Origin of the sequence: Undibacterium sp. MH2W, assembly GCF_049340215.1 — a bacterium.
Lineage (GTDB): Bacteria > Pseudomonadota > Gammaproteobacteria > Burkholderiales > Burkholderiaceae_D > Undibacterium.
Genome location: NZ_JBMPPA010000003.1, coordinates 301,803 through 326,802, shown reverse-complemented (window position 1 = coordinate 326,802; position 25,000 = coordinate 301,803). Strand labels below are relative to the sequence as shown.

Sequence of the window (25,000 nt, the reverse complement as noted above, 5' to 3'; positions counted from 1 at the left end):
CTGTATATCTATAGGTATTTAATGACTGCGTTATCGTCACGACAGATCATCGTATTTGGTATTCCGAACTGCGATACCGTAAAAAAATCACGTACTTGGCTCCAAGAGCAAGGGCACGATTTTTTGTTCCATGATTTTAAAAAGCAAGGCTTAACCAGCTCGGTTATCGAGCAGTGGTTGCAATACGTACCGCTTGAAACACTGATCAACCGCAAAGGAACAACCTGGCGCGCACTGACGGATGAACAAAAAGCATCCGCTAGCGATCGAACAAATGCGATCGCATTGATCCTTGCTCAACCATCGATCGTCAAACGCCCTGTCTTGCAAATTGAGAAGAATGGCGGGGTTCAACATGTGTCTGTTGGCTTTTCAGCAGATCAGTTTCAAACTATTTTCGGCACATTAACATGAGTAAAACGCTTGCCCTGACAGAGCAATTGATCGCCCTTGACTCTGTCACACCAGAAGATAAAGGCTGCCAACGCACGCTGATTTCGTTGCTGGAGCCATTGGGCTTTACCTGCGAAACGATCCAGTCTGGTGATGTCACCAACTTGTGGGCACGCCGTGGCACGGCACAACCGCTTGTCGTCTTTGCGGGGCATACCGACGTGGTACCGACAGGTCCGGTCGCACAATGGCAATCTGCCCCATTCACGCCAACACATCGCGACGGTAAGTTGTTTGGTCGTGGTGCCGCCGATATGAAAACATCGATTGCAGCATTTGTCGTCGCCACCGAGGAATTTGTTGCTGCACACCCGAACCACAACGGTTCAATTGGTTTTCTGATCACCAGCGACGAAGAAGGACCAGCGACTGATGGCACCGTCGTGGTTTGTAACCAACTGAAAGAACGTGGCGAACAGCTCGACTACTGCATCGTCGGTGAGCCCACATCAGTCGACGCGCTCGGTGACACGATCAAGAATGGTCGTCGTGGCACCATGTCCGGCAAATTAACGATCAAAGGCGTTCAAGGTCATATCGCGTACCCGCAACTTGCCAAAAATCCGATCCATCTCTTTGCGCCTGCGATGGCCGAATTGGTCGCTGAAGTATGGGACGAAGGAAATGAGTATTATTTGCCGACCTCGTGGCAAATGTCGAACATCCACTCAGGAACAGGCGCATCAAATGTGATCCCGGGAGATGCAGTCATTGACTTCAATTTCCGTTTTTGTACAGCGAGCACTGCAGAGAGCTTGCAACAACGTGTCCACGCCATTCTCGACAAACATCAGCTTCAGTACGATTTGAAGTGGACAATTGGTGGTCATCCTTTCTTAACCCCCAAGGGACAATTGAGTGATGCTCTCGCCTCAGCAATTCGCGCTGAGACAGGTATCGACACAGAATTGTCGACGACTGGTGGTACCTCTGATGGCCGTTTTATCGCGAAGATTTGTCCGCAAGTCGTGGAATTTGGCCCACCGAACGCTAGCATTCATAAGATCGATGAACATATTGAAGTCAAATATATCGATCCACTTAAAAATATCTACCGTCGCACATTAGAAAATCTGCTGACTTAATTTGCTGACGAGGAAATGCACTATGACAACACCTGCAACCACTTTCATTACGATTCGCGACTTGCTGCGTTATGCAGTCACTCGCTTTAACAAAGAAAAGCTCTTTTTTGGCCACGGTAGTGCCAATGCGCTTGATGAAGCTGCCTATTTGATTTTGCACACATTAAGTTTGCCCTTGGACAAAATCGATCCTTTTTTGGACGCAAAATTGCTCACCAACGAGATCGATGCTGTTTTACGTGTGATCGAACGTCGGGCCACAGACCGCGTCCCAGCGTCGTATATCACCAACGAAGCGTGGCTTGGCACATATAATTTCTATGTCGACGAGCGCGTCATCGTGCCACGTTCGTTTATCGCTGAACTTATTCCAGAACATTTTTCACCATGGGTCACCGACCCGGACGGTATCAGCAACATCCTTGAGCTCTGCACTGGCTCAGGTTGCTTGCCAATTATGTTGGCGGATATGTTCCAATTTGCCCATGTCGATACCGTTGACATCTCCAAAGATGCCTTAGAGGTTGCTAAACGCAATGTGGCGACGTATGAATTGGAAGACCGGATCACACTCATTGAATCCGACTTATACACCAATGTTCCTGACAAGAAATATGATTTAATTATCACCAACCCACCCTACGTCAATTCAGGTTCCATGGCAAAACTGCCACAAGAATACCTGCACGAGCCTCAAATCGCGCTTGCGGGTGGTGAAGATGGCATGGATCTCGTACGAAAAATCGTCGCAGGTGCAGCTCAGCGCTTAACGGAAGATGGCTTGTTGATGGTCGAAATTGGTAATGAACGCGCGTTTACTGAAGCGGCATTCCCTGATTTGAACATGACTTGGCTCTCCACCAGCGCTGGTGATGACATGGTATTTTTGGTCGAAGCACGGGATTTAGCGAATTTTGCTGCATAACCATGTAAAATTACGACCATCATTGCAATACTGAAGTAATACGGGCAAAGAACGCATTTGCCCGTTTTTTATTGACATATCTTCCTACAGAAAATCTGTCAGAGCCGCTTACTGATTGCCTACCTTCGTGGCAAGAAGCGAAATACCCCCTCATTTTTAAGTTTATATGATACGTTTGCAGCAAGTCATCCTCGCCCGCGGCACCAAGCCGTTATTTGACAGCGTCGATGTCACACTTAACCCCGGCGATAAAATTGGTCTAATCGGCTCTAACGGTGCGGGTAAGTCCAGCCTGTTTGCCATGCTACGCGGGGAACTGCATCCAGATCAGGGTAGCATCGAATTCCCAGCAAAATGGCAATTGGCGCACGTCGCGCAAGAAACGCCACCACTCGAACGTTCAGCCATTGATTATGCGATTGATGGCGACGTAACGTTGCGTAAATTAGAAGCGCAATTAGCTGCACTTGAGGCGGAACCAGAGAGCTACGAAAACGGTATCGCCATTGGCGATCTCTATGGTGCAATGGCCGACGCAGATGCCTATACGGTGCGTTCTCGCGCCGAGCAATTATTGATTGGTCTCGGTTTCCAACTTGATCAACTTGAGCGCCCTGTCGCTAGCTTTTCGGGTGGTTGGCGTATGCGTCTCAACCTTGCCCAAGCGTTGATGTGCAAATCAGACTTATTGCTGCTCGATGAACCGACAAACCATCTGGATTTGGATGCCATCATTTGGTTGGAAGACTGGCTCAAACGCTATGCAGGCACACTGATTATCATTTCCCATGATCGCGATTTTCTTGATGGTGTTGCGAACGTGATTGTGCATATCGATGAACGCAAACTTAAACGTTATTCTGGTAACTATTCAGCATTTGAACGTCAACGTGCTGCACAATTAATCCTTGCTGCTGGCACAATTGAAAAGCAAAACCGCAAACGCGCGCATTTAGAATCCTTCATTAGCCGTTTTGCTGCGAAGGCCTCCAAAGCCAAACAAGCGCAAAGTCGGATTAAAGCCTTGGCGAAAATGGAAGAGTTGGCACCATTACGAGCCGCCGCTGAGTTTTCTTTTGAATTCCGCGAGCCACTGAGTGCACCTAATCCGATGCTGGTCATGGAAGATGTTGATTGCGGCTACCGTATTGAATCTGAAACGGATCACAGCTTCACCGAACGTCGGATTGTTAACGACGTCAAATTTTCTCTCCAAATTGGTCAACGTATTGGCTTGTTGGGTGTCAATGGCGCCGGTAAATCAACGCTCATCAAAACCATCGTCGGCGACATCCCTCCTCTGTCTGGCGTCATGCAAACAGGCAAGGGCTTGTCGATCGGTTATTTTGCGCAGCACCAAGTGGAGATGCTTCGCCACGATGAATCACCGCTATGGCATCTTGCGCACATCGCCCCTACTGTCCGCGAGCAAGAATTGCGTAACTTCTTAGGTGGATTTAATTTCCCCGGCACGATGGTAACAAGCCCCATTAAACCATTCTCAGGCGGCGAAAAGGCGCGTTTGGCATTGGCGATGATCGTATGGCAGCGTCCGAACTTGCTGTTACTCGATGAACCGACCAACCATTTGGATTTAGAAACGCGAGAAGCACTCACAGAAGCCTTAGCGCAATTTGAAGGCACCTTGGTCGTTGTCTCCCATGATCGTCATTTGCTCCGAGCAACAACGGATCAATTTATCATCGTGGCCGACGGCAAGTTGCAACCGTTTGACGGCGATTTGGATGATTACAAAGATTGGCTGTTTAAAAACAAATTAGAAAAAGAAGCGAGCCCTTCTTTGCCAGAGAAGACAAAAGCAAAAGAAGCTGCCCTGCCACAAGCAAAGCCCGTCCCCGCCACCAAGATCGATGATAAAGAGCAGCGTAAACGGGATGCCGATGAACGCCAACGTCTTGCTAATTTGCGCAAGCCGATAGAAACGCGGATCAAACGGCTCGAAGAGCAAATGGCAAAACTGAACGCGAAGAAAGCAGCAATTGATGCCCAATTGGAAGATAGTGATATCTACAGTGACGCCAATAAAGAAAAGCTTAAAAGCTTGCTGATGGATCAGGCTTACGTCGTGAAAGAGCTTGATTCTACTGAGGCAGACTGGCTTGAACAGCAAGAGTTTTTAGAAGCGGTCGAGTAACACCACAGCGTCATCGCCCTCCCAATAAGCGCGACGAAGACAACTACTTCGTCGCGCAATATCTGACGCCTACACCCAATCTCTCGGTTCTACCTGATAAAAGCTCCTGAGCTGCTCATACAGCGCTGGATGATGTTGTGCGAGCTCTTTGCTTTTCTTAAAAAATGCTTCGGTGGAGACGGCAAAAAATTCTGCCGGATTCGTCGCACCATACGGATCGATGACGGTGTGATGATGGTGTTGAATTGCCTGCAATAATGCTTCGTATTCTTTCTCCATAACTTGCGACCAAGCGCGGTAAGCCGCAGCGCTACTTAGTAACGGTGCGCCATTCGTTTGCCCCGTTTCACTATCCAATTGATGCGCAAATTCATGCATCACAACATCTTGGCCATGCATGGCATTGTGTCCACCTTGCAATACCTGATCCCACGCCAAAATCACGCGTCCATCACTCCAAGACTCTCCACTTAATCCTTGGTTTGTGTGCGTCACGACGCCACCACTGAGCATTTGCTGACGTGGAGCGACAAAGGCGGAGGGGTAAACCAGAATATGCGTCAGTTTGGGATAGACGTCGCTCGGCCGATTTAACAGCAACATACACGCCTTGCCGGCGATCGTGACGCGGATCTCATCGGTGATCTCGACACCGCCGCACCCAACAAATGTCTTTTGAAATAGAAATTGTCTGATCCGACGCTTCAGTTGCATTTGTAAGTCTGTAGGCATCCGCGCATATTCAGGTAGATTTTTTCGTAAAATCCGCGAATACGGCAAAGGGAATGCCTTCTTTAAGACATAACGTAATCTCATCCGCGGCATCTCGAAGGCGAATACCACTGCAACAACGATAAGAAGTAACCAGATCATAGAGAGGCAGCCCAAATATCATTCATGAGTGACACATGGGACCGAAGGCATCAAAGTCAATGCTCGCCAATGAAAGAATCACGCGAAAAAAAACTGCCTTAAAAAAGGCAGTTTTTATTGTTCGACTCGGTTGAAAGATGAAATTACATCATCTTCAATTCAGGCCTCATTTCACTTCAGAAATAAAATCGTCCGAAGGACGGCGTACTTTCTTCAAGTTCACCAGCCAGTCACCCTCTGCTTCACGGTAACCCAAAGGCAGGATCACAACGCTACGCAAGCCTTTCGCGCGCAAGCCTAGGATTTCATCCACTGCTGCTGGATCAAAACCTTCCATTGGTGTGCTGTCGACTTGTTCTTCAGCAGCAGCAACCAGTGCCGTACCGAGAGCGATGTAAGCTTGACGTGCTGCATGTTGGAAGTTCACTTCAGCGTCACGGGTTGGGTAGGTGCTCAACAACATGTTGCGGTAGTTTTCCCAACCTTCGTTTTTGAAACCACGCACATCATTGGTCAGATCGAACATTTTATTGATACGTTCTGCTGTGTAGTTATCCCACGCAGCGAAGACCAGCAAATGTGAGGCGTCAGTAATTTGACCTTGATTCCAAGCAACTGGTTTGATTTTTTCGCGGATTTCTTTGTTTGACACAACCAACACTTCATATGGCTGCAAACCGCTGGATGTTGCTGTCAGACGAATCGCTTCCAAGATCTTGTCCAGTTTTTCTTGTGGAACAACTTTGGATGGATTGAATTTTTTGGTGGCGTAACGCCATTGCAACTTTTGAATTAAATCGCTCATTTACATTATCCTTGATAAGGTTAATAAAAAAAATCGGGCAATCAAGCTTTCGGAGATCGAATAGCTTCTACATAAACATACAAGCTAGTTTGTATGTTGATCGCAATGACACTATAACAGGACATTTCATTTCTTGCAGGGACATGCTTTTATTGTGAAATGTTTAATTTTTTATCAGCACATTTTTATCCCTCTTTCTTTACTCCCGATATCGCTGAACACCCCGCTATTTACCGCCAGGGTAACTTGAAAAAGACGAGTATGAGAAAAAATTGACCACAATCGCACGAAGCTGGCGCAACGCTCATCAATTTGAAATATTTCTCCTATATGATTGCGGTGTTGCTATTTTTAGCTTTTCGTCGGCAGTCGCCTTGATGTGCGCCACGAGAAAAGACGTGTTCTAGCCATCATCCTATAACCTGTTTTTACTGACACTCCAATGACAAAAAAAATCATTTCCTCCATTCGGCCTTTGCGTCGGCTCATGTTTATCAGCAGTATGGTATTGGCGACAGGCTTGGTCACCCAACCAGCCCTCGCCGTTGAAAAACCTGCTCAGCCAAAGCTTGTTGTTGTGTTAGTCGTTGATGGCTTGCCCCAAGAACAAGTGATGCGTTATCGCGATCAATACACACAGGGTGGATTCCGTCGTTTATTGGATCAAGGAGCGTGGTTTAGCGATGCACACCAAGCACACGGCGTGACAGTGACTGCCGTCGGCCACTCTGCTGTTCTTACCGGTGCCTATCCCTATCAACATGGCATCATCGCCAACGAATGGATTGACACCACAAGCCACGAAAGCATGTATTGCACGCAAGATACCAACTATCGCTATATCGGCGAAGAAACCAAGCCGGATGATGGTACAGCGCCAACCAATTTGAGAGTCAGTACTGTCGGCGATGAGCTTCGCTATGCAACAGGAAATCAATCAAAAGTGATCACTGTCTCTGGTAAAGATCGCGGTGCGATTCTGTTGGCGGGTCGTGCTGGCACACCTTATATCTACATGAAAAAAACAGGTGATTTTGCAAGTACCAGCTTTTACTTACAAAGCCATCCAAGTTGGGTTCAGGAATATCATTCCAAACATCCACAAGACCGCTTCTACGGTCAGGAATGGAAACCATTACTTTCTGACGCTGCGTACATCCATGATGCGGATGATGCAATCATTAGCGACGCCAAAGACCGCTTCCCGTTCAAATACGAAAGTAAATCAGGCAAACCTGACGCAGAATACTACGGCAAGTTGATGACAAGTCCTTTCGTCGATGAAATGACGTTGGACTTCGCACGCGCCGCCGTTGAAGGTGAAAACCTTGGTAAAAACCCAGCGGGCGTTACAGACATTTTGGGTATTAGTTTATCCAGCCATGATTACGTTAATCATGCTTTTGGCCCCGAAAGCCGCATGTCGCATGATCATTTACAACGTCTAGATCGTTTGTTAGCGAACTTCTTCACCTATTTGGACAAGCGCGTCGGACTCGATAACACCGTCATTCTTCTGACAGCGGATCATGGTTTTCCAAATACGCCAGAATTCTCGCAATCCATCAAACGTGATGCGCAGCGTATCAACAGCAAAGACATGATGTCTGCGCTGAACAAGCAGTTAAACCAGCAATTTGGTAGCGACAAGTTAGCGATCAAATGGTCTAGCCCATTGGTCTTGCTCGACTATCCATTGATTGCGCAAAAGAATCTGAAGCGTGAAGAGGTAGAAAACGCCGCAGCGCGCTTCTTGCTGACCTATCCGGGCATTGCCAACGCTTTCACCCGCACTCAATTGGAACAAGGTGCATTGCCCGACACACGTATCGCTAAATTGATGCAGCGTGCATGGAATCGCCAAATCTCTGGTGACATCATGCTAGTGACGAAACAATACTGGTATTTTGGTAGTGGCAATCACGGTACATCACATGGTTCTCCTTACTCGTATGACACCAATGTTCCGCTGATGGTCATGGGTAAAAATTGGATCAAACCAGGCAATTACACAAACTACGCCGAGGTAGTCGATATTGCACCAACATTGTCGCAAGTACTTAAAATCCGCCCGCCTTCAGGTTCAGAAGGACGTATTTTGAGCGAGGCACTGAAGTAACAATATTGGATTTGCCCCATAAAAAAACCGCGTGAAGCGATTCACGCGGTTTTTTTGTTATTGCTCTAAACGGGCTTAACGCGCCTCTACGATTAACGTGGCTGCGTATAGTTCAGCGGTGTCCACTGGTAGGATTTCGTTGCGCCGGAACCAACCACGCGCAGATGACCGAGACCAGGGAACGGGATATGTGCTGCTGCAACGATATCACCTTCTTTTGCGGCTTCATCAAATACACGGAAACGGGACTTCATCGCTGCTTCTGGTGTCGTGTCAAAGCCGATCGTCACTTGCGGATGATTAAATTGAACTGCGCCAACGTGAATCAAATCGCCAGCAATCACCATTTTTTTACCGTGACTTTCAACTACATAAGACGTGTGTCCTTCTGTGTGACCGTAGCTGGAGTAGGAAGTAATGCCTGGCGTCAACTCACCATTGGACTTAAATGGTTTGTAATGCTTCGCTTCAACATACGGTTTCAAAGAGGCCATGGCGCCTTGGAAAAAACCTTTATTGCCTTCTGGTGCTTTCGCCAGATTAGCATCGCTCAGCCAGTAGTCAGATTCGCGTTCATCCGCGCGTACGACGGCATTAGGAAAAGCCAACTTACCATCTTGCATCAAACCACCGACGTGATCTGGATGCATGTGGGTGATGTAAATTTCATCGACATCAGAGGCCTTATAGCCGGAAGCTGTCAGATTGGCGAGCAACTTGCCAAGGGTTGGGCCAAACAACGCGCCTGCACCACTATCAACCAAAATGAGCTTGCTACCGGTGTTGATCAGGTAGGCATTGACGGATGTCTCCGTTGGCACGTTCAGATACGCACTTGCCAATTCTTTTTTAGTTTTCTCTGGTGCTTGCTTGAGTAACTGATCCACTGGCAAATCCACTGTGCCATCGCTCAAGGCAGTCACTTCGAAATCACCGAGTGTAAAGCGGAAAAAACCTGGCGCTGGTACTTTTGCCATTGGCGCAGCAGCCAGTGCGCCTGTTGAATAGAACGTACCAACAGCAACCGATGTTGATAACGCTGCAGCAATTGCTAACTTCATGAAGGCTTTATTTTTCATCATTTTCTTTCAGTCTTTGGTAACAAAGGAAAGGTTATGGGAGATTACCACCCCCATTTTAACCACCGTTTTATTTTATAGATTGCTAAAAATTGAACAATAAGGTAATTTGCAAAACCATTTTGCGAATTACGCTAAGATAAAACCAATAATCAAGCGTCAAAAACACAATTTGAAACAGATTCCACGACCCAATCACAGTGAGCGCGAGCAATGTTAGATGATCTAAGGATTTTTCTTGAGGTGTCACAAACCGGCAATCTCTCCAAAGTCGCCCAACAGCGGGGTATTGCAGTCTCTTCTGTCGCCAGAAAAATTGACGCACTCGAAGCAAGCCTCGCCACGAAACTCTTCCATCGCACATCGCGCGCAATCATTCTAACTGATGCTGGCGAACGTTTCTTGCCACGCGCAAAAAGCATGATCTCGGAGCTGGATGATGCCAAAGATGAGTTATCCGCCTTACGTGCGGATCCACGTGGCCTCTTGAGTGTCACAGCGCCTGCTGCCTTTGGACGACGCTATCTGACCCCGGCAGTATCAAGCTTTTTAAAACAATACCCCCTCATGGAGATTGATCTTCACTTGAGCGACCAAGTGATTGATCTTGCGGAGCAGCGCCTAGACGTTGCAATACGGATTGGCACGCTACCTGACAGCGATTTGATCGCCACCAAACTTGCACCGTTGAACCGTCTTGCTTGCGCCAGCCCTGCTTATCTAGAACGGCATGGCATTCCAGAGACCCCTCTAGATCTGGTGCATCATAACTGCCTCAAAAAAACGACTCGGCACTTGCCTTATGAGTGGTTTTTCAACGGATTTAATCAAAACAAGGCGCTTGCCGTCAAAGGGAGTTTCCGCTCTGACGATGTAGAAGCATTGATGCAAGCGGCCGTTGCTGGGATGGGAATCATCCACCTTGCCAGCTTTATTGTGAGCGATATGGTCGCGGCGGGAAAACTGAAGATCTTGTTCGAGAGCGAACTACCCGCCATTCAAAAAGCCGCTCATAAATCAAATGCAGGGATTCATGCTGTACGATTGCCTGGACGATCACATGCGGCGAAAGCCCAGTTGTTTATCAATCACCTGCGACAAGAATTTGGTACACCACCCGTCTGGGACCGTGCACTCGGATTTGCATAAATGGGTAAAGACGATAAAAATACTATCGATTGAATAAAAACAATTTATTTTATCTATCAACGTCTTTCAGGCATGATGTCAATGACAGCGAAAGCTACAAATACAAATGCCATCGACTCAGTGATAAGAAAGACGTCCTATGCAATCACAGCGCACCACCCCAGAAACCATGACCGAAAGCATCGCCGAAACAATCATCGCTACCTTAGCGGCGTTGGGCTTGGCGTCATAAGTGAGACAAACGATCCATCCAACGATGGTTGCGGATTGATCAAGAAAGTGTTTCCCACCGTTTCTGTTTTGCCCATCGTTCAGTCCAAGCAACAATATCCTCAGCAGGCATAGGTCGCGCTATCCCAAAGCCTTGCACCAGCTGACAACCAATCCGGAGCAGCGCGGCACCATGCGCTAGTGTTTCGACACCTTCAGCAATCACTTGTCGATTAAAGGCACCAGCAAGGCTAATCACTGCCGTGACAATGCCATAATCCTCTTGATCGGTCAGCATATCGCGTACAAAGCTCTGGTCAATTTTCAGTGTATCCACTGGCAGTTTGCGTAAATAAGTTAACGATGAATAGCCAGTCCCGAAATCATCCAATGCCAGTTTGACGCCCATATTGTGGCACTCACCCAATATCTGCACAGTGCGTGGCATATCACTGATGGAAACACTCTCCAATACTTCGAGCTCTAAAAATTCTGCGGGCACTTCGGGATGCATTGCTATGAGCTGCCGTAAATCATCAAGGAAATCAGGATGCATCAGTTGATTGGCGCCCACATTAACGCTCACTTTCAATGGGAATCCTTGTGCTATCCATTGTCCCATCTTATCGAGCGCATCAGCGATCACCCATTTTCCGATGGGATATTCAGCGGTACTGCCTTCAATTTGAGGTAAAAACGCAGCAGGACTCAACAGCCCAAGTTCTGGATGCCGCCAGCGAATCAATGCTTCTGCGCCAACCACTGCACCCGTTGTTAAATCAACCTTAGGCTGAAAGTACAATTCGAGTTCTTTGTCGGTCAGAGCGCTTCCCATGCGACTAATGATCTCCCTTTGTTGCTGTGCTTTGTGGTCGCTGTCTGGATCGAATAAGTGATAGCGGTTACGACCGCCCTCTTTCGCACGATACATCGCCTGATCCGCATGTCTGAGTAAAGAATCGGCATCCGAATGATCATGGGGATATAAGCTGACACCAATACTTCCGGACACGGTCAACACGACATCATCGACAGTGACAGGGAGCTGAATCGTTGCCAAAATCCGTTCTAAGATAATGGAACACTCAGCAGGTGACCCGCAATCGTTAATCAAGAGCACAAACTCATCGCCACCAAGGCGCGATAAGGTATCTTCCGCTCTCAAGACATTTTTGAGATTATTGACAATGGCAACCAAAAGATCATCGCCGGCTTTATGGCCATAGTGATCGTTGACGTACTTAAAGCCATCGAGATCGATGTAACAAACGGCCAGCGTATTGTTATGACGATCTGCCCTTAAAATTGATTGCTCCAAACGATCAGACAATAAGCGGCGATTTGGTGTCCCGGTGAGTGGATCATAATGGGCAACACGATCTAACTCAGCTTCGTGTTCTTTGATACGACTGATGTCGGAAAAAATGCCAATGTAATGCTCGATATGATTTCGATCATCCACCACGCTTGAAATCGAAAGCAAGGCGGGATAAGGTTGCCTGTCTTTTTTACGACTCCAAATTTCGCCAGTCCAGTATTTATTGTTCGCCAAAGACGCTTTCAACTCATCATAAAACCGGTGGCTTTGGGGTTCAGAAAACAGCATTCTGTAAGACTTGCCGACCACTTCCATCTCTTTATAGCCAGTAATACGGGTAAATGAAGGATTAGTGCGGGTGATCAGCCCTTTCGGACTGACAACAATAATACCGTCATAACTATTCTCAAAGACCGTCGCGGCCTCTCTTTTGGCCATTTCGAGTTTTCTGCGCGCATGCACATCGGTATGTGTTCCAGAGAGCATGAGCGGATTACCGTATTCATCCCACTCAACGACCCTTCCACGCGTCAAGACCCAGCGCCACTGCCCGCATTTCGTCAAGCAACGCAGTTCATGCTCAAGATACGGCAATTTACCTTGCAAATGCTTCAGCACGGTTTCCATCACAACCACTAAATCTTCCGGATGGAAATACTTCTCATATCCGCCATCCGCTAAATCCATCTCATTGAGTTGGTAGCCCAACATTTCCGCCCAGCGCGCGCTGACATTGAGAGAATTTGTTTGGATATTCCAATCCCAATACCCCTGATCTGATCCCTCGATGACCCGAGATAATCGCTGCTCGCGATCAACAAGATCCGCATGCATTCGTCGGCTATGCGTCGTATCGGTGATGGTACCGACTAAGCGTGTTGGTCTTCCCTGCGCATCGCGCTCTACGATCTTGGCATGTGTGGTGACCCATACTTCAGGCTCGCCCGGTGTCGTTGCTAAGCGATAATCAAGCTCAACGCGCTCTTCATCCCCTTCAAGGTAGGCATACATCGCTTTTAACGTCTGCGCCACATCGTCAGGATGAATTGTTTGTTTGAAGAAATTAAAATCGTGTGTATCGACGTTACCAGAACACCGCGTCACCGCGAGAAATTGATCGGAAGGAAAAAGTAGACCGGTCGTTAGATCCCAATCCCACATGGCGTTATTGCTCGCTGATAACGCCATGTGCAATCGTTGACGCTCGATGACCAGCGGTGTCACATCTTTGACGATTTTGCACGCGCCGATAATTTTACCGTCGCTATTACGGATCGGCGTGGTCGTTACAGTGACATGAATCAATCGTCCCGATTTGTGCACTCGTACCGTATCGAAGTGATCGATTTTTTCCCCGTAATGTAACCGCTCAAGGATAAATTTCTCTTCGTTCACACGATCAGGGGGAAATAAACGCAGTATGGAGCGACCAAGCATCTCTTCTGCTCGATAACCAAACATCGCCTCTGCGGATCCATTCCAGCTAGTGACGATGCCATCGATTGTTTTTCCAATGACCGCGTCATCGACAGAATCGAGAATCGCCTGAATAAGTTCAGACTCGTATTTATGTGTCGAGGCCGCCCCGTACACCATCTCTGCTTCAGTGATATCACGCGCAAAAGAGATCACAGAAGAAACTTCGCCCGAAGATTCTCGCTCTGCAATCAAACGCGTATGAAAATCACGGCTACCATCAATCCCCGGAAACGTGAACGTAATATCCCGTGATTCACCTGTATTAAACACATGCTTCAATGCAGCATCCCACTGTCTCACGAGATCAGGGGGCATACCGAGCTCCACATTCGTTTTGCCAACAAAGTCTTGCGGCTTTATCCCCGTGTAATGCTCAATCGTCGAATTGACGTAGGTGTGCCTTAGCTTGCGATCAAACATTGCCACAATATCAACATCGAAGTCAGCAAAGGTTGATGAGTAAGTCGGTCGTACTGAAGTCGGCATGGTCATCACTCACTTATTGTGATTAAAACACTCACGGGAAAACACACTAGATAACCAACATGGGTGCCTTCCGCGGAGCCATCCCCGCCGCAGAGATCATTTTGCGAAAAAAATGAATGGAAAGAATCATCGTAATCGGAAGCAGCATGCACACCAATGCAAAATACTATTTTGCATAAATATCAATATAGGAGATGAATTTCGTTTTATCAAATTGTGATGAAGGATGTTGCATTTCATATTCAATCGCTCAAAAGTGACATAAAATCGACTCGCTGCCCACAAGAGGCGCTTAAAAAAGAACGTTCGTCCATTTTTAAAAAGATATCGGAGATAAAACAATGCGCACATGGTTGAGATTGCCGTTCATCGTGCTGTCGATTGCTGGTTTGATAGGCTATGGTGCCCCATCGATGGCGGCGAACATGGGTAAGCAAGCGGACGAATCAAGTATCCCCACCGTCACTTCCGGCAAGATTGATCGCATTGCGTTGTTTCAGTCGCAGTTCGTCAATGCGCGAAATATCGATGTTTGGCTTCCACCTCATTACGATCAACATCAACGCTACAACGTTCTTTACATGCATGATGGACAGATGCTTTACGATGCCGCGATCACATGGAACAAAAAAGCGTGGCATGTCGACCGTGCAGTCGATCAGCTTCTATCCAGTGGTGCGCTACCGAATACGATTATTGTCGGTATCTGGAACATCGCGCCGTTGCGTCATAGTGAATACTTCCCGGAAAAAGCACTCACTTATTTAGACGAGCCGCTACGCAAGCAGTTGATCGAAAAGGCACTCGACGGCCAACCCCGTGCGGACCGTTATTTACGTTTTTTGGTGGAAGAACTGAAGCCATACATCGATAAAACGTACTCCACGATGCCAGATCGCGATCACACGCTTATCATGGGTTCGAGCATGGGTGGATTGATATCAATTTATGCCATGAGTGAATACCCATCCGTATTCGGCGGCGCGGCATGCTTATCAACGCATTGGCCAGGAACATTTACAGCAAACGCAGCGATCCCGTTAGCTTTTTTTAATTATCTTCAACATCATCTTCCAGATCCAGCGCATCACCGCATCTACATGGATCATGGAACGGAGACACTTGATGCGCTATACCAAGTGCCGCAGTCTTTTGTTGATCTTATCGTGCGTGATAAAGGTTACGATGATGAACACTTCATCACCCAAGTTTTCCCCGGCATGAAGCATGATGAGGATGATTGGTCAAAGCGATTGGCGTTACCGCTACAATTTTTGATACGCGCTGGCTCCAACAAGTAGCGAAGCAACAACCAGTTAAACAATGGGGAAATGGCTATCTGGCATCCGCAATGTATCGATCACGGCGCGTAATGCAGGTGAGACATTACGATGAGGGTAATACAAATACAAACCCGATAAGCGAATGCTAAAAGACTTCAAGACACATATCAGCCGTCCATGTTCGATATCTTGGGTAACGAGACTCTCGGGGACATAAGCCAATCCCAAGCCTTCTCGCGCAGCCGCAACTTCCATGTAGGTATCAGAAAACACCCACTGCCCGACGGGTTTGTGTTTGAAGGTTTTTCCATCGATCACAAACTCCCAATCGTAGGTACTCCCATCTTTGAACTGATAAGCGATGCAAGGATGCACATCGAGATCATGCGGTGTCGACGGAAATCCATAGCGCTGAAAATGTTCGCCAGTCGCAACCACTACCATCACCATCGGCGATGCAATCGGTACGGCGATCATGCCCTCACCCACATCACTTCCCAATCGGATCCCTGCATCAAACTGCTCCTCAATAATATCGACGAACCGATTCTCACTAATGAGTTCCAATCGAATATCCGGATAACGCTGCTGAAACACCTTCAGCTTCGGCAAGAGTATCGTATCGATGGCATGTTGACTTGCATTGATCCGCACGGTGCCTGAAGGCGTATCTCGGAAATGCGCCAACGTCGACACACCTGCATCTAGCACCTGAAAGCTCGCTTGCGTCGTCTGAAAAAGTTGCTCCCCTGCCTTCGTGAGCGATAACTTGCGCGTCGTTCTGGTGAGCAGTTGCACCCCAAAACGGGCTTCCAAATCACTGACCGTGCGGCTCACACCTGATTGGGCAATGCCCAGCTTTGCCGCTGCTTTCGTAAAGCTTCCCTCGCGAGCCACGAGCATAAACACATATAAATCGTTGTAATTTTCTCGGTAGGTCATCCGCTTTCACCCCTGTTAACGGCAGAAATAAGCTCAGTATATTCCTCGATAGGATCAATCGATTCATAACTTCAACACATGAATCTTATCTATTTTTACCGTCTATTCATACAAATTCACGCTCATTAGAATACAAAACGCAATGATTTATCTACTACAACAGCAAGGCATTAGCGCGCCGCAATGGGAGTTCATCCATGACCACTCAAAGAAACAAGATCAAAACAATCGCCTCGCGTTTATTACTTACTCTCACTTTCATTGGAGTATCTACCATGAGCTATTCACAAAGCACCAATCCGAATGATCCAATCAGCATCACCGACAAATGGGATAAAACCTTCCCACTGAGCACGCGCATCGATCACCGCAAAGTCACATTCAAGAACCGTTACGGCATCACACTCGTTGCCGACCTGTATGTCCCTAAAAACTCTGAGATCCATAGCCTTGCCGCGATCGCGGTTGGTGGGCCTTTTGGTGCCGTCAAAGAACAGTCCAGCGGACTGTACGCTCAAACACTCGCCGAACGTGGCTTTATGACCCTGGCATTCGATCCGTCTTACACCGGCGAAAGCGGCGGCATGCCAAGGAATCTCGCATCCCCAGAAATCAATACCGAAGATTTCAGTGCCGCCGTCGATTTTCTGGGTACACAAAAAGAAGTCGACAGAAATCGTATCGGCCTTCTCGGCATTTGTGGTTGGGGCGGTATGGCATTAAACGCGGCTGCAGCCGATACGCGCGTTCATGCAGTGGCAACCAGCGTCATGTACGACATGAGCCGTGCCATGGGACACGGGGTTGGTGAAGGTAAAGACCGCTATTCCACGGCTGATCGCCGTGCGGTTCTCAAGTATCTCAATGCACAACGCTGGAAAGACGTCGAAAGCGGCACTATCGCCCGCTCCAATCATGACATCTATGTGGATCAAGAAGGACACGTCATTGCATTTGATCGCGGCTTGCCAGAAACATTGCCTGAGAATCCGCATCCCGTACTGAAAGAATTTTTTGATTACTACCGTCTACCGCGCGGCTACCACGAACGTTCTATTAACTCGACGAGTGCATGGAACACCACGATGCCACTCTCCTTCATGAATATGCCACTATTAAGCTATGCCAATGAAATCAGTATCCCTATCCTCATCGTTGCCGGTGAAAACGCGCACTCTCGCTACTTTTCGGAAGACGCGTTCAAAGCTGTTGGCAGCAACGACAAAGAGCTCCTTATTGTTCCTCATGCCAACCACGTTGACCTCTATGACAATGAAGCGAAAAAAATCCCAATTGATCGGCTCGAGTCCTTCTTCAAAAAGAACTTGAAATAACGATGAAAAAAATAACGATTTAAAAGTCACGACAGCACCACATCACCACCATCGGAGAAACAACATGGAACTCAAGCGCCCGTCAATGATACCCTCGATCAAAGGTCCGGAATCCGCTTTCACCGGACAAGTTCGGATCGAAATGCTGAGCACCCCACCCGCCCCCGCACGCACATCGTGCGCCAGCGTCACCTTCGAACCAGGTGCTCGCTCTGCATGGCACACCCACCCTCTCGGACAAACGCTTATCGTGACAGCAGGTTGTGGCTGGACACAATGCGAAGGCGGTCCCATCGTCGAAATCCGCGCCGGTGACGTGATCTGGTGCCCACCCGGTCACAAGCACTGGCACGGTGCCACGCCCACAACCGCCATGACCCACATCGCCGTGCAAGAAGCATTGGATGGCGTTGCTGTCGTGTGGATGGACAAGGTGACTGACGAGGAATACTTCGTTGGTCCAACAAGCCCTGAGGACGCGCATCAATGTTAGCGGGAATGGGCTAAGAAGTTTGTTTAGAATACGTCGCCGCATCGATTGCATAAACCACTTGCGCGCCCAGTTCATGGTCAGGCGAACCGGTTTCAACCATCGTCATGCCAAGACGCTCAAGTGCCCGCCTCGACGACGTATTCGTTTCACGAGTCAGTCCCAACACAGCTTGAAGACCAATTTGTTGAAAAGCCAGATTCAGAGCCGCATTGGCCATTTCGTTCGCGTACCCAGAACCCCAAGCCTCTGGCCGCAAACGAAAATATAAATTGGCAGCCTGTTGACGGTGAAGACGCTCCACCAAATCATGCCCGCCAAATCGCGGCCGGCTCGAAATGCCACCCACACCAATAATGCGATCCGGTGCCGTGTTCAATGCAATAGTCCAATATCCCCACTGCTTCTCTTCCCACTCAGATTGCCAATGCGCAAGCATTGCAGACGCCTCACCCACATCATCGATCGCACCCCGAGGATTAAACACATTCGTTCTGGGATCAGCATGAATTTCATAGACCGCAGACAGATGCTCAGCTCTTGGACGATAAAGGATTAATCTGTTTGTAAGGGTTTCTTCTTTCAAGGTCATTGTATTTTCTTTCGGCTTTATGTCGTGAATTTTGGTGGTGTTGATGGACGTGGTGGGTTGATGCATGTGGTTGGTGTCTCGTTGGTGGGGGATTATATTGGAATTGGAATTTCGAAACACTGCCAAGCCTGTCAAAACACCGTTTCTCGTCATCTACGATTGAGACGTGTCCGAAAGAACCTTGTCAGTAATACGGCTTATAAAACATGGCAATTCAAGAAAATACCCCAGCGTTACATTCACATTACTTGAATGCAAAATTCGTACAGCGTTTGAAAATTTATAGCGTTGAGTGCAATCGGAATGAGACCTACGTGTAAAATTCATAATAAGGTAAATGTGATTTTTAAACGCCACACATTTCAATATAAAACTAACGCAGCAACAACTTTTATCGGGCGGAGACGGAATGAATTTATTCGCCTGTTCAATGGCTTCAGACGATTTATTTTCGATGGTTTTACTAAGTTGGCATACTCAATGAATCTAATTGCATATTGTATTACGATTGTCGCATTGTCATTTTCCCTATCGGCTCATGCCGATGCAGTCAGAGAACCTTCACCCGTAAAAGAACGAGATAGTCAATGCGAAGACAAAGTCGCAATTCCTTCGGTGTTTGACGCGGCACAGGTAATTTTTTTTGGTGAGATACATGGAACTCAAGAAAGCCCAAAACTCGTTACTGACGTTTTATGCGACTTGCTAACAAAAGGCCATACTGTCCTACTGGGGGTCGAAATTCCCAGTAATGAGCAAGCACGATTAGATACGTATATGCATGGGAATGGCACAAAGGACGAGCTTGAAAAAATGCTTAACAGTCCATTTTGGACATCTAATCGCCATGACGGTCGTTCAAGTCAAGCCGTTCTCAGTCTGATCGAAATGAGCCGAGTATTAGCCAAGGTGACCAAACAATTACGTGTGATTGCGTTTGCACCACACCAACAAGAAGCGAATTATGATGAGTCAATGGCCAATCTTGTTCAATCCTCGATAAACAAAAATAGTCGGGAGAAAATACTTATCCTTACTGGGAACTATCATGCAAGCCGCTCAGTCGGGACTTTGTGGGACCCAAGTTTCAAACCAATGGCTTATTACTTTAAAAATTTCAATACCGTCTCAATTAGAATTGAACATCGCCGCGGCTCAGCGTGGAATTGTGTGCCAACCTGTGGTGTACAAAATCTTTTAGACTATGTTGAAAAGTCTAAACAACCGCTCGGCTTCACTGTATTTAATGAATTGATCAACGGCTTCGACGCAGAGTACTTAAACGAGTCTGCTAGCGCTTCTTTTCCTGCTGTTCGCAACAAAGAAAACAGCCAATAGAGCAGATGCAGTAGCAACGATCAAAAAAGATGCGCTTCTTTTCCCACTGATTGGAAAAGCCACGAACCGCAAAGGACAAGCACTACCCACCATCACCCTACACCGCCGCGATGGCCACAAACACCGCTACCACACCCCCAACCGCGACGCCTACAGCGGCGTACGCGCCCAATGGCATGATCACGACGACGCAAATGGAGATGGAATCAAAGAACAATGAAAAAGAATCGTAACGTACGACATATTCAAAAAATATATGGTGCAAAATAAAAACAAGATCAATCGATTGATCTTGTTTTTGAAAGTGCTACAATTAAGATCAATCGGTTAATCTTAATTGGAGGCATTCTTATGGAACCCGTATTCGCCATCGCAGAGAAAGACGTCTTAAAACGCTTACATTTTGATAACCCATGGTGGAAAAAAGGTGCTGGGATCGATAATCGCTTCAGCAAGCTACCAAAGCGCGACTACTTTCCAGAATTTATGGGGCTGGTCGCCGATAGCAGCATCAATCGCGCAGTCGTCTTGATGGGGCCGCGCCGAGTGGGTAAGACGGTCATGGTTTATCATGCGATTCAAGAGCTGATGCAATCGGATGTGTCGGGCAATCATATCCTCTACCTGTCACTAGAAACACCACTCTATACTGGCATGGCATTAGAACGCTTGCTCAATGTTTTTAATGCGGAATTTGATCATCAAAAAGAAACCAAACTCTACATCTTTTTTGATGAAGTACAGTACCTCAAAGACTGGGAAATCCATTTAAAATCTTTAGTCGACTCTTACCCCGATTACAAATTTGTAGTCACCGGCTCAGCTGCCGCTGCCTTGAAATTAAAGAGTAACGAGTCTGGTGCTGGCCGCTTCAGTAATTTCGTATTGCCACCGCTGACCTTTGCTGAATACCTGCGTTTTATTGATAGAGAGTCAGAACTTATTGAGAAAGTAAATGACCCGAGCAATTGCTATGAATCTGACAAAATTGACGCTCTTAATGAAGAGTTTTTAAACTACCTCAACTTTGGCGGCTACCCAGAAGCCGTTTTCAGCGAAACTATACGTGAAAACCCACAACAGTTTATCCGCGGTGACATCATCGACAAAGTACTGTTGCGTGACTTGCCCAGTCTGTATGGCATCAGCGATATCCAGGAACTAAATCGCCTTTTTACCACGCTGGCCTACAACACTGGTCGCGAGATTTCTTTAGATACCCTATCGAAAAATTCTAACGTAGCAAAAAATACAATAGGCCGTTATCTGGAATATCTGGAAGCAGCATTTTTGATTAAAAGAATTGAACGCATCGATCAAAACGCCAAGCGTTTTAAACGTGCCATGAGTTTTAAGGTCTACCTGACAAATCCTTCGATGCGCGCCGCCCTTTTTGGCCCCATCGATGCAGACAGCTCGGATATGGGACCACTGGCAGAAACTGCCATCTTTAGCCAATGGCAGCATAACGATAGAGCTACTTTATATTATGCACAGTGGAAAAACGGTGAAGTCGACATTGTCTATTTGGATACAATAACCCAAACGCCAAGTTGGGCAGTGGAGGTGAAATGGTCAGATCGCCCTTTCATCCACGCCGATGAACTAGAAAATTGTGTCGAGCTTGCAGAAAAAAACACGGCACTCAAAGAACATTTTAGAGTTACATCGCGCACCGTTTCAGCTACGAAAGTATACAAAAATATTAAATTTGAATTCATGCCGTGCAGTTTGTATACCTATGTAGTAGGGAAAAATTTCTTTCTTTGTAAAGGAGGTTGGGATGCGTACAGTAGCCGAATTTCGCATGCAGCTGTTGAACTCAAAGAATCAAAAATAATCAAATAAATAAATCATTTTCTAATCATAGTTATCAGGCTATCAGGAAGTACGAGCGTTCGACCGAGTATCATTGTCTGAGAATGCAGCTTGGAGCGTTTGCATGCTTCTAAGCAGAATTGGCGGTTTGCGTCCGCGCTAGTTGACTTCGGGAGCCCTCATTTCTGCCAGGTGACGCAAGCCATAAAAACGAATAAACCACCGCGCCCACAAGACATAGGTCTCTTCGGTCCACAACATATAATATTTATCTTGTATTCAACTTTTGAGTTGATCGAGCAATTTTGGTTTCAAAATCGCGTCTAAAACCTGTACATTCGGAGTGACGTTTTCATGGTTGTTTAGTACTGTTTTTATTAAGTCCATTATTCAAATAACCGTGCGACAATCCTCTCCTGGAATGTTTGGTTCGCCATTAACCGTGCGCTTTTCATCACCAACCTTAAGCAAAAAGCGCGCACAATAATCAACGCAATGTTCATGTCCGGAATTGATTGCATTTACGAAATCAATGATCTCAATCTATAGAATTAAATAATGTCTTTTACCCCATAGAACAGGAATAATGTTAGCTCAAAGACCGAAGTACTTTCTGTCATTTGGCAGGTCAAAATTGAATTTAGTATCGTTTGCTAGCTAGTCGATGCTCACATAGCTACGCGCATATTGCCCAAGACAGCCATCCGCCCGATAAGCAAATCCACTTGTCGGCGCGATAAAAATCTACTTCATCTTTCCGTTGATGCCATTCACGTGCAATTTTCTCAAAGGTATTGACTGAGGTGGCATTGGCGATATTTCGCTTCTGATCACGATCTTTAGCTGGGTCGATACCAGCATCCAAGAGTTTGCGAGCAGCCAGGGTCTTCTCACGAGCGTCCTTGAGGGTCACAACGGGATAAACGCCTAGCGCCAGCGTCTTTTGCTTGGGATCAAATCGATAAGCAAGACGCCAGTATTTGTTGCCATCTGGATTCACCAACAGATGCAGGCCACCGGCTTCACTTAATTTGTAAAGTTTATCTTGGGCTTGGCATTTTTGACTTTAATGTCATTGCTAGGCGTAGCGAGTTTAGGCATTTTGTTGGTATCTATTTTGTTGGTATTTAATGTACCAACAAGATTACCAACAAAAAGTTTGGATGCCAATGGACACTAAAAAGCATTAGGAAACAAAAAACCCGCGTATTCACTGGGAAATCGCGGGTTATTTGCTCAAAGTTTGAGAGCTTTGAGTATGTTCTTGGAGGTGTGGGAATCGAACAACACTTCAAGACCCTTATGAATAAAGGCTCTCGAAAAAAAAATATTTATTATGGGTGCATACATGGATGCAAAAATAATTGTCATAAGTTGGCAACCGTGGGCAAAACCCCCTCATCTAGCTACTCTCTCACGATCCTAAATGTACTCAATATACTGCTAGACTTAACGCGAGCCGACCAGTCAAAGAAATTTGGTTACCCTAGACATACGCATATAGGTTTGTAGAAAACCGACGAGCGTAACTTGGTCTCTATTTGGTACAAATTAGAAACGAACTCGCAAAGACCAATATAGCGATCGCTCCCATCGAAAATAGAAAAAATAAATGACCCGATAAGTCCAAGGGGAATCATTTGGACTCACAACTCCACCCCTTGTTCGTACAGGTCTTCCGGACAGATAATTTTCTAGCAATATAAAGAAGTAAGCGGCTATCATCGTTTCACATCCTATACCAAAGACCACACCTTTGGCTTCGGTCCCGAATGCCGCCACAAATATCAGGACCAACGACAACAGAAATGCTACTAAACCTGCCTTTATTAACATTCTCATTGTTTTATGTTTCTGTTTAATAACATCTTCGATTGTATTCGCTAATTGGCTTAACTAAATTCCTCAAAGTATTAATGAAACTACCAGAGAGAGACAGCGCTTGTTTGTTGGAAGACCCTGCAGCGACGGCAATTCCAAATTTAACCCTCCATTCAAGGGCAATAGTATAAATCCTAGAAACCCGATTCACCTCAGTGCGTGCAAATATGTAATCTAATGACTCCTTAAGAAATTTGAAGGGACTCAGTTGAAAGTGCGCAGAAAGTGCGCAGAAGGTGCGCAGAAGGTGCGCAGAAGGTGCGCAGAAGGTGCGCAAGCAAAACATACTTTGCGCACCATTGTCTTATTATTGCAATAAATTTATTTATCCAAGTTTAGAATCGGATACTGAGTCACTCGTCTATTCCTTTAGCTACCGAAGAATTGGCTTAAAAGCAGACATTTGCATTCAATTCGCCCGACAATCTCATTGCAAGCGCTAATAGAATGATGCTTCGATTTCCTTCATGCTGCTCCAACAACCAGCAGACATAAATAATCGATTCATTTGAAGTTCAGAGTTACCACCGGCCAGGCAAGACAAAACTTCATGCGTAAATTCGTGAAATAGAAAGCTCTTAAGTTGTTTGGCAACCAAATCCCGTCTAAGTTAACATATGCTTTACTACCGAACGAGACACCATCGATAGAATTATCTCCTTTCCTCTTGATTGCTTGGTCTATAACCGAGACTGGCAGAACATTAAGAGTTTTGATGGCTACGAGCGGGACAGATTTAACGCCGTTAGAAAAGGCGAGAGAAGTCCGAGCGAGTACATCATCCACATCGTTGCAATAAAGGTAGCTCTATCTTGGCTTTTGGTGAAGGAACCAACATCAATATGGCCCTATCCTAAACGAATCTCGCTACCATTTTTAGCATCCTTTCGAGATCATTACCCAACAGATTTTTGAAGCCAATATGTCCTTAGAATTCGTGAAAGAGCTTTTCCTCGAGCTTTTAGCCGTAGAATGCTCATCGAGTACCAGGTAAATTTAATTACCAGTAGCGGCACCGATGATGGATTCTTTAGCCTTCTCCTCAATCGCTTGATCGATAACAGATTTCGGCAGGTCGTAGAAGTTGCCTACGATGTTGATTCCAGCAGCGTCACCCTCGTCCATCACAAACTTCCGCACCTGCTCAACTACTATATCCGCTTCCGCCTTACTGACGATGGCACAA

The 25,000-nt window shown here is 46.6% G+C and carries 18 protein-coding genes and 1 pseudogene; 11 read left to right on the top strand and 8 right to left on the bottom strand.

The window, feature by feature from the left end:
• Positions 1-21 precede the first annotated feature (21 nt).
• The 4 genes from ACO0K2_RS09420 (at position 22) to ACO0K2_RS09405 (ending at position 4,618) form a co-directional block, all read left to right on the top strand.
• Entirely contained in the window at positions 22-414 is a 393-nt protein-coding gene (locus tag ACO0K2_RS09420; protein ID WP_423018044.1) for an arsenate reductase, read from the top strand.
• Entirely contained in the window at positions 411-1,538 is a 1,128-nt protein-coding gene (gene dapE / locus ACO0K2_RS09415; protein WP_423018042.1) for a succinyl-diaminopimelate desuccinylase, read from the top strand. Before ACO0K2_RS09420 ends, dapE begins: the two co-directional genes overlap by 4 nt.
• A 22-nt stretch (positions 1,539-1,560) precedes the next feature.
• A complete protein-coding gene (prmB, locus tag ACO0K2_RS09410; RefSeq protein WP_423018040.1) occupies positions 1,561-2,463 on the top strand; it encodes a 50S ribosomal protein L3 N(5)-glutamine methyltransferase in 903 nt (300 codons plus the stop codon).
• A 166-nt stretch (positions 2,464-2,629) separates the two neighbouring features.
• Positions 2,630-4,618: an ATP-binding cassette domain-containing protein gene (locus ACO0K2_RS09405; protein ID WP_423018038.1), complete on the top strand. Its 1,989-nt coding sequence runs from the start codon at positions 2,630-2,632 to the stop codon at positions 4,616-4,618.
• A gap of 69 nt (positions 4,619-4,687) precedes the next feature.
• Here ACO0K2_RS09405 and ACO0K2_RS09400 read toward each other — a convergent pair whose 3' ends face one another.
• Both ACO0K2_RS09400 and ACO0K2_RS09395 read right to left on the bottom strand, forming a co-directional pair.
• Entirely contained in the window at positions 4,688-5,434 is a 747-nt protein-coding gene (locus tag ACO0K2_RS09400) for a zinc-dependent peptidase (RefSeq protein ID WP_423018036.1), read from the bottom strand.
• Positions 5,435-5,657: 223 nt separating this feature from the next.
• Positions 5,658-6,296 carry an NAD(P)H-dependent oxidoreductase gene (locus tag ACO0K2_RS09395; RefSeq protein WP_423018034.1) on the bottom strand — a complete coding sequence of 213 codons (639 nt, stop codon included), beginning with the start codon at positions 6,294-6,296 and terminating at the stop codon, positions 5,658-5,660.
• Positions 6,297-6,738: 442 nt separating this feature from the next.
• Here ACO0K2_RS09395 and ACO0K2_RS09390 point away from each other — a divergent pair, with 442 nt between their 5' ends.
• Positions 6,739-8,415, top strand: a complete 1,677-nt coding sequence (locus ACO0K2_RS09390; protein ID WP_423018032.1) for an alkaline phosphatase family protein — start codon at positions 6,739-6,741, stop codon at positions 8,413-8,415.
• Positions 8,416-8,507: 92 nt separating this feature from the next.
• Here ACO0K2_RS09390 and ACO0K2_RS09385 read toward each other — a convergent pair whose 3' ends face one another.
• Positions 8,508-9,497 carry an MBL fold metallo-hydrolase gene (locus ACO0K2_RS09385; protein WP_423018030.1) on the bottom strand — a complete coding sequence of 330 codons (990 nt, stop codon included), beginning with the start codon at positions 9,495-9,497 and terminating at the stop codon, positions 8,508-8,510.
• Between the two features lie 210 nt (positions 9,498-9,707).
• Here ACO0K2_RS09385 and ACO0K2_RS09380 point away from each other — a divergent pair, with 210 nt between their 5' ends.
• Positions 9,708-10,643: a LysR family transcriptional regulator gene (locus ACO0K2_RS09380; RefSeq protein WP_423018028.1), complete on the top strand. Its 936-nt coding sequence runs from the start codon at positions 9,708-9,710 to the stop codon at positions 10,641-10,643.
• A 271-nt stretch (positions 10,644-10,914) separates the two neighbouring features.
• On the opposite strand, the gene ACO0K2_RS09375 is transcribed toward ACO0K2_RS09380, so the two are convergent.
• The gene (locus ACO0K2_RS09375) at positions 10,915-14,136 is read right to left on the bottom strand and encodes a PAS domain S-box protein (RefSeq protein ID WP_423018026.1); all 3,222 of its coding nucleotides are present in this window, start codon (positions 14,134-14,136) and stop codon (positions 10,915-10,917) included.
• Between the two features lie 341 nt (positions 14,137-14,477).
• Here ACO0K2_RS09375 and ACO0K2_RS09370 point away from each other — a divergent pair, with 341 nt between their 5' ends.
• Positions 14,478-15,437 carry an alpha/beta hydrolase gene (locus ACO0K2_RS09370; protein WP_423018024.1) on the top strand — a complete coding sequence of 320 codons (960 nt, stop codon included), beginning with the start codon at positions 14,478-14,480 and terminating at the stop codon, positions 15,435-15,437.
• Between the two features lie 15 nt (positions 15,438-15,452).
• Here ACO0K2_RS09370 and ACO0K2_RS09365 read toward each other — a convergent pair whose 3' ends face one another.
• On the bottom strand, positions 15,453-16,361 hold the full coding sequence (locus ACO0K2_RS09365) for a LysR family transcriptional regulator (RefSeq protein WP_423018022.1): 909 nt from the start codon (positions 16,359-16,361) through the stop codon (positions 15,453-15,455).
• 275 nt (positions 16,362-16,636) lie between these two features.
• On the opposite strand from ACO0K2_RS09365, the gene ACO0K2_RS09360 reads away from it, so the two are divergent.
• Both ACO0K2_RS09360 and ACO0K2_RS09355 read left to right on the top strand, forming a co-directional pair.
• On the top strand, positions 16,637-17,695 hold the full coding sequence (locus tag ACO0K2_RS09360; protein ID WP_423018020.1) for an alpha/beta hydrolase: 1,059 nt from the start codon (positions 16,637-16,639) through the stop codon (positions 17,693-17,695).
• Positions 17,696-17,759: 64 nt separating this feature from the next.
• A complete protein-coding gene (locus tag ACO0K2_RS09355) occupies positions 17,760-18,188 on the top strand; it encodes a (R)-mandelonitrile lyase (RefSeq protein WP_423018018.1) in 429 nt (142 codons plus the stop codon).
• Positions 18,189-18,198: 10 nt separating this feature from the next.
• Here ACO0K2_RS09355 and ACO0K2_RS09350 read toward each other — a convergent pair whose 3' ends face one another.
• Entirely contained in the window at positions 18,199-18,843 is a 645-nt protein-coding gene (locus ACO0K2_RS09350; protein ID WP_423018016.1) for a GNAT family N-acetyltransferase, read from the bottom strand.
• 414 nt (positions 18,844-19,257) lie between these two features.
• Here ACO0K2_RS09350 and ACO0K2_RS09345 point away from each other — a divergent pair, with 414 nt between their 5' ends.
• On the top strand, positions 19,258-20,115 hold the full coding sequence (locus tag ACO0K2_RS09345) for a hypothetical protein (RefSeq protein WP_423018014.1): 858 nt from the start codon (positions 19,258-19,260) through the stop codon (positions 20,113-20,115).
• 351 nt (positions 20,116-20,466) lie between these two features.
• Positions 20,467-21,963, top strand: coding sequence for an ATP-binding protein (locus tag ACO0K2_RS09340; RefSeq protein ID WP_423018012.1), 1,497 nt, complete (start codon positions 20,467-20,469; stop codon positions 21,961-21,963).
• Positions 21,964-22,609: 646 nt separating this feature from the next.
• Here ACO0K2_RS09340 and ACO0K2_RS09335 read toward each other — a convergent pair.
• A pseudogene (locus ACO0K2_RS09335) lies at positions 22,610-22,972 on the bottom strand (Arm DNA-binding domain-containing protein); the annotation flags it as partial.
• A gap of 1,838 nt (positions 22,973-24,810) precedes the next feature.
• Positions 24,811-24,939, bottom strand: a complete 129-nt coding sequence (locus ACO0K2_RS09330; protein WP_423018010.1) for a hypothetical protein — start codon at positions 24,937-24,939, stop codon at positions 24,811-24,813.
• Positions 24,940-25,000 lie beyond the last annotated feature (61 nt).

Bases quoted from the DNA above. Each gene is read 5' to 3' on its own strand.
- ACO0K2_RS09400 (WP_423018036.1), bottom strand. From the start codon at position 5,434: ATGAGATTACGTTATGTCTTAAAGAAGGCATTCCCTTTGCCGTATTCG.
- ACO0K2_RS09340 (WP_423018012.1), top strand. From the start codon at position 20,467: ATGGAACCCGTATTCGCCATCGCAGAGAAAGACGTCTTAAAACGCTTA.
- ACO0K2_RS09365 (WP_423018022.1), bottom strand. From the start codon at position 16,361: ATGACCTACCGAGAAAATTACAACGATTTATATGTGTTTATGCTCGTG.
- ACO0K2_RS09370 (WP_423018024.1), top strand. From the start codon at position 14,478: ATGCGCACATGGTTGAGATTGCCGTTCATCGTGCTGTCGATTGCTGGT.
- ACO0K2_RS09390 (WP_423018032.1), top strand. From the start codon at position 6,739: ATGACAAAAAAAATCATTTCCTCCATTCGGCCTTTGCGTCGGCTCATG.
- ACO0K2_RS09375 (WP_423018026.1), bottom strand. From the start codon at position 14,136: ATGCCGACTTCAGTACGACCGACTTACTCATCAACCTTTGCTGACTTC.
- ACO0K2_RS09395 (WP_423018034.1), bottom strand. From the start codon at position 6,296: ATGAGCGATTTAATTCAAAAGTTGCAATGGCGTTACGCCACCAAAAAA.
- ACO0K2_RS09420 (WP_423018044.1), top strand. From the start codon at position 22: ATGACTGCGTTATCGTCACGACAGATCATCGTATTTGGTATTCCGAAC.
- ACO0K2_RS09380 (WP_423018028.1), top strand. From the start codon at position 9,708: ATGTTAGATGATCTAAGGATTTTTCTTGAGGTGTCACAAACCGGCAAT.
- ACO0K2_RS09405 (WP_423018038.1), top strand. From the start codon at position 2,630: ATGATACGTTTGCAGCAAGTCATCCTCGCCCGCGGCACCAAGCCGTTA.
- ACO0K2_RS09330 (WP_423018010.1), bottom strand. From the start codon at position 24,939: ATGGACGAGGGTGACGCTGCTGGAATCAACATCGTAGGCAACTTCTAC.
- ACO0K2_RS09385 (WP_423018030.1), bottom strand. From the start codon at position 9,497: ATGATGAAAAATAAAGCCTTCATGAAGTTAGCAATTGCTGCAGCGTTA.
- dapE (WP_423018042.1), top strand. From the start codon at position 411: ATGAGTAAAACGCTTGCCCTGACAGAGCAATTGATCGCCCTTGACTCT.
- prmB (WP_423018040.1), top strand. From the start codon at position 1,561: ATGACAACACCTGCAACCACTTTCATTACGATTCGCGACTTGCTGCGT.
- ACO0K2_RS09355 (WP_423018018.1), top strand. From the start codon at position 17,760: ATGGAACTCAAGCGCCCGTCAATGATACCCTCGATCAAAGGTCCGGAA.
- ACO0K2_RS09345 (WP_423018014.1), top strand. From the start codon at position 19,258: ATGAATCTAATTGCATATTGTATTACGATTGTCGCATTGTCATTTTCC.
- ACO0K2_RS09360 (WP_423018020.1), top strand. From the start codon at position 16,637: ATGAGCTATTCACAAAGCACCAATCCGAATGATCCAATCAGCATCACC.
- ACO0K2_RS09350 (WP_423018016.1), bottom strand. From the start codon at position 18,843: ATGCATCAACCCACCACGTCCATCAACACCACCAAAATTCACGACATA.